The 5329-nt window shown below is 54.6% G+C and carries 6 protein-coding genes; all 6 read left to right on the top strand.

Features of this window, described 5'->3' with window-relative positions; all coding sequences use genetic code 11:
* Nucleotides 1–10 precede the first annotated feature (10 nt).
* A complete protein-coding gene (rsmA, locus tag M0974_RS18880; protein ID WP_297840098.1) occupies nucleotides 11–817 on the top strand; it encodes a 16S rRNA (adenine(1518)-N(6)/adenine(1519)-N(6))-dimethyltransferase RsmA in 807 nt (268 codons plus the stop codon).
* 146 nt (nucleotides 818–963) lie between these two features.
* Nucleotides 964–1344: a Co2+/Mg2+ efflux protein ApaG gene (apaG, locus tag M0974_RS18875; RefSeq protein ID WP_297840096.1), complete on the top strand. Its 381-nt coding sequence runs from the start codon at nucleotides 964–966 to the stop codon at nucleotides 1342–1344.
* On the top strand, nucleotides 1344–2225 hold the full coding sequence (locus M0974_RS18870) for a symmetrical bis(5'-nucleosyl)-tetraphosphatase (protein ID WP_297840093.1): 882 nt from the start codon (nucleotides 1344–1346) through the stop codon (nucleotides 2223–2225). Before apaG ends, M0974_RS18870 begins: the two co-directional genes overlap by 1 nt.
* 37 nt (nucleotides 2226–2262) lie before the next feature.
* Nucleotides 2263–2592, top strand: coding sequence for a thiosulfate sulfurtransferase GlpE (gene glpE, locus M0974_RS18865; RefSeq protein WP_297840092.1), 330 nt, complete (start codon nucleotides 2263–2265; stop codon nucleotides 2590–2592).
* 279 nt (nucleotides 2593–2871) lie between these two features.
* On the top strand, nucleotides 2872–4794 hold the full coding sequence (locus tag M0974_RS18860; protein WP_297840089.1) for a PrkA family serine protein kinase: 1923 nt from the start codon (nucleotides 2872–2874) through the stop codon (nucleotides 4792–4794).
* 139 nt (nucleotides 4795–4933) lie between these two features.
* On the top strand, nucleotides 4934–5329 hold a 396-nt coding region (locus tag M0974_RS18855), incomplete at its 3' end, for a DUF444 family protein (RefSeq protein ID WP_297840087.1).

The raw sequence follows: 5329 nt of genomic DNA, 5'->3' as shown, positions 1-5329 counted from the left end.
AGACCCATTCATGACCGAGTTATTCCAACACAAAGCGCGTAAGCGTTTTGGACAAAACTTCCTGCACGATGCGGGTGTAATCGACAAAATCCTGCGCGCTATTCGTGCGCGCCCGGAAGATCGCCTACTTGAAATCGGCCCGGGCCAAGGCGCCCTGACCGAAGGCCTGCTCAGCAGCGGCGCCCAACTGGACGTGGTTGAACTGGACAAGGATTTGATCCCGATCCTGATTCACCAGTTCGGCAGCAAGCCTAACTTTCACCTGCACCAAGGCGATGCGTTGAAGTTCGACTTCACCAGCCTGAACGCTGCGCCAAGCAGCCTGCGCGTGGTGGGTAACCTGCCGTATAACATCTCTACGCCGCTCATTTTCCTGCTACTGCAAAACGCGGGCTTGATTCGCGACATGCACTTCATGCTGCAAAAGGAAGTGGTACAACGTATGGCCGCAGGCCCTGGCGGCGGTGACTACGGTCGTCTGTCGATCATGGTCCAGTACCATTGCCGCGTAGAACACCTGTTCAATGTCGGGCCCGGCGCATTCAATCCGCCGCCGAAGGTAGACTCGGCGATTGTTCGTCTTGTGCCCCACGAGATTTTGCCGCACCCCGCCAAGGACCACCGCGCACTTGAGCGTGTAGTCCGCGAAGCCTTCAACCAACGCAGGAAAACCCTGCGTAATACGCTTAAAGCCCTGCTGACCAATGACGAGATCATTGCCGCTGGCGTCGATGGCAGCCTGCGCCCAGAACAATTGGACCTTGCAGCCTTTGTCCGTTTGGCGGACAAACTGAGCGATCAACCCGTCGTCGAGTAAAGCCCAAGGGCATTTTTGCGGGAAATCAACGCCCAATGCAGGCACACAGCTAGCAGCGACATTGGTTTTTTACCCCGCAAATGCCCTAGACTGAACTTCACCGGTATTGTCCGGCTTTTTCCGCTTTTGCTTTTAAGGCCCATCGCATGACCGATCCCCGCTATCAAGTCGACGTCAGCGTCATTACGCGCTTTCTCGTAGAACAGTCGCAACCCGAGCAAAATCGTTTCGCTTTCGCGTATACGGTCACCGTGCACAACAGCGGAGAACTGCCCGCCAAGCTCCTTTCCCGGCACTGGGTGATCACCGACGGCGATGGCCATGTCGAAGAAGTTCGTGGCGACGGCGTGGTCGGTCAGCAGCCGCTGATAAAATCCGGGCAAAGCCATACCTACAGCAGCGGCACTGTAATGACGACAAAAGTCGGCAATATGCAGGGCAGCTATCAGATGCTTGCCGAAGACGGTAAACGTTTCGATGCTGTGATTGCCCCCTTTCGTCTCGCCATGCCAGGCGCTCTGCACTAATGGCGGTGTATGCCGTCGGTGACCTGCAAGGTTGCCTGGAACCGTTACAGTGTTTGCTCGAGCACGTTGCTTTCGACGCCAGCAAGGACCGTCTCTGGCTAGTAGGTGATTTGGTCAACCGAGGCCCCGCGTCGCTGGAAACATTGCGCTTCCTCTACGGCATGCGCGATTCGCTGGTGTGCGTACTGGGCAACCACGACCTGCACCTGCTGGCCGTTGCCCACAACATCGAGCGACTGAAAAAGAACGACACATTGCGCGAGATACTTGAAGCGCCGGACCGCAGTCAGTTGCTTGAATGGTTACGCCAACAGAAGCTGATGTACTACGACGCCGAGCGCAAAATAGCGATGGTTCATGCGGGCATTCCGCCGCAATGGACACTAAACAAGGCGCTCAAGCACGCCGAAGAGGTTGAAGCCGCACTGCGCGACGATAATCTGTTCGAGCCATTTCTCGACGGTATGTACGGTAATGAACCAGACAAGTGGCAGCCCTACTTGCAAGGCATAACGCGCTTAAGGGTGATCACCAACTATTTCACCCGCATGCGCTTTTGTACCAGTGACGGCAAACTTGATCTAAAGAGCAAAGAAGGTCTCGGCACTGCCCTTCCGGGTTACGCCCCGTGGTTCAGCCACAACAATCGCAAAACCAAAGGCCAGAAAATCATCTTCGGTCATTGGGCAGCACTCGAAGGTAAATGCACCGAACCTGGCATCTTCGCGCTAGACAGCGGATGTGTATGGGGCGGCGCGATGACCTTACTTAACGTCGACACCCTCGAGCGCCATACTTGCGAGTGCGATGCCAAAGGTTTAGCTGACGCCAATCCGGTTTCATCGATGCGAGTTGGCCTACACATCATCAGCAAGGGTTAGAATTCAAATTTTTAGCCCGCCATCAGGAGACCACACCATGACCGAGTTCAAACGCATCCCACCGGCACACGCTCACTCGCTACTCGAAGAGGGTGCGGTCCTGGTCGATGTTCGTGACCAGCAAACATTTGCCGCCAATCACATCCCTGGTGCGCAGCATCTGGATAACCTTTCCATTGCCGATTTCATCGCGAAAGCCGACTTGGACAAACCGCTTATTGTGGTCTGCTATCACGGCAACTCCAGCCAAAGCGCAGCGGCTTATCTGGTCGGGCAAGGTTTCTCGGACGTTTACAGCATGGATGGCGGTTTCGAGTTGTGGCGCAACACCTATCCTGATGAAACCGCTCAAAGCGCTACGGAATAATTTTTTTTACTCCCGCCGATGCCACGTCCTGTGCGGCCTCGCGAGCAAACTGACGAACGGCTAGCCCGACTATTCAATCAATACTCGTTGATAACTGTGATTCCGAACTATCCTTAGCCTAGGCCATCCGAATCAGGGGAGAGCCGGTACACCGGCGCGTGGGTCATCGGTAGTAACTTTATGGTGTTCTGGGGGGTAAACAGCAACTGAGTTTTTCAGCTGCTGCCAGCATCGACTGACGATCCGCCGCCGGCTCTACGTATCGAGCGAGGTGACGTCATGAGTATTTTTAGCCACTTCCAACAACGCTTCGAATCAACACGCCAGGAAGAGCTCTCGTTACAGGAGTATCTGGAGCTCTGCAAAGCCGACCGCAGCGCTTACGCCTCTGCAGCAGAGCGTCTTCTGCTGGCCATTGGTGAGCCTGAGTTGCTCGACACGTCGGCCAACTCAAGGCTGTCTCGCATTTTTTCCAACAAAGTGATTCGTCGCTATCCGGCGTTCGAAGACTTTCATGGCATGGAAGAGTGCATCGATCAGATCGTTTCTTACTTCCGCCACGCCGCTCAGGGCCTGGAGGAGAAGAAGCAAATCCTCTACCTACTGGGTCCCGTCGGCGGCGGTAAATCTTCGCTGGCTGAAAAGCTCAAACAACTGATCGAGAAAGTACCTTTTTACGCCATCAAGGGCTCACCGGTCTTCGAGTCGCCTCTGGGCTTGTTCAATGCCACGGAAGATGGCGAAATTCTCGAAGAGGACTTCGGCATTCCCCGACGCTATCTGAATACGATCATGTCGCCGTGGGCGACCAAGCGTCTGGCTGAGTTCGGGGGCGACATCAGTCAATTCAAAGTGGTCAAACTTTACCCGTCGATTCTGAATCAGATCGCCGTGGCGAAAACCGAACCGGGTGATGAAAACAACCAGGATATTTCTGCGTTGGTCGGTAAGGTCGATATCCGGAAGCTGGAAGAGTTCCCACAAAACGACGCCGACGCCTACAGCTACTCTGGCGCACTCTGCCGGGCCAACCAGGGCCTGATGGAATTCGTCGAAATGTTCAAGGCGCCGATCAAGGTCTTGCACCCACTGCTCACCGCCACCCAAGAAGGCAACTACAACAGTACCGAAGGGCTCGGATCTATCCCGTTCACCGGCATCCTGCTGGCCCACTCCAACGAATCGGAATGGCACAGTTTCCGCAACAACAAGAACAACGAAGCCTTTATCGACCGGATCTACATCGTCAAAGTGCCGTACTGCGTTCGGGTCAGCGACGAAATCAAGATCTACGACAAGCTACTGTTCAACAGCTCACTGGCCAAAGCGCATTGCGCGCCCGACACCCTGAAGATGCTGGCGCAGTTCACCACGCTGTCGCGTCTCAAGGAGCCGGAAAACTCGAACATCTATTCGAAGATGCGCGTGTATGACGGCGAAAACCTTAAAGACACCGATCCGAAAGCCAAATCGATTCAGGAATACCGCGATAACGCCGGCGTAGACGAAGGTATGAACGGCCTGTCGACCCGGTTCGCGTTCAAGATTCTGTCGAAGGTCTTCAACTTTGACCCGCACGAGATCGCTGCCAATCCGGTGCACCTGCTGTACGTGCTGGAACAGCAAATCGAGCAGGAACAATTCCAGGCAGAGACCCGCGAACGTTACCTGCGCTTTATCAAAGAGTACTTGGCCCCGCGTTACATCGAGTTCATCGGCAAGGAAATCCAGACTGCGTATCTGGAGTCCTACAGCGAATACGGGCAAAACATCTTTGACCGCTACGTGCTTTACGCAGACTTCTGGATTCAGGATCAGGAATACCGCGATCCGGAAACCGGTGAAATTCTTAATCGAGTGGCACTGAACGAGGAGCTGGAAAAAATCGAGAAGCCCGCCGGCATCAGTAATCCGAAGGATTTCCGTAACGAGATCGTGAACTTCGTACTGCGTGCCCGCGCCAATAACAATGGCAAAAATCCAACCTGGCTCAGCTACGAGAAGCTGCGGGTCGTTATCGAGAAAAAAATGTTCTCGAACACGGAGGACCTGCTGCCGGTCATCAGCTTCAATGCCAAAGCCAGCAAAGAGGATCAACAAAAGCACAACGACTTCGTTACTCGAATGGTCGAGCGTGGTTACACCGACAAACAGGTACGGCTGCTGTCCGAGTGGTACCTGCGGGTCAGAAAATCGCAGTAAGGCAGCGGCAAGCGACAAGTTGCAAGCCACAAGCACGCGCTCGTGGGCGTGTTTGCGAGCTTCGCAGCTGACCGCTTGTCTTTAAGCTTCCAGCTCGGCGCTTGAAGCTTGTAACTTGAAGCTGCCCGGAGGGCCACGTATGAGTTATGTGATCGACCGACGTCTTAATGGCAAGAATAAGAGCACGGTGAACCGCCAGCGCTTCCTGCGGCGGTACCGTGATCACATCAAAAAAGCAGTAGAAGAAGCCGTCAGCCGCCGCTCCATCACCGATATGGAACACGGCGAACAGATCAGTATTCCCGGTCGTGATATCGACGAACCGGTTTTGCACCATGGCCGCGGCGGCAAACAAACCGTCGTTCATCCCGGCAACAAAGACTTTACGACCGGCGAGCATATTGCGCGTCCGCAGGGGGGCGGAGGCGGTAAAGGTCCTGGAAAGGCGAGTAATTCCGGCGAAGGCAATGACGAGTTTACGTTTCAAATCAGCCAGGAAGAATTTCTCGAGTTCATGTTTGAAGACCTCGAACTT

It is taken from the genome of Pseudomonas sp., assembly GCF_026224925.1.
In the GTDB taxonomy this organism is placed as follows: Bacteria; Pseudomonadota; Gammaproteobacteria; order Pseudomonadales; family Pseudomonadaceae; genus Aquipseudomonas.
This window is presented reverse-complemented; position numbering and strand designations above follow the sequence as displayed.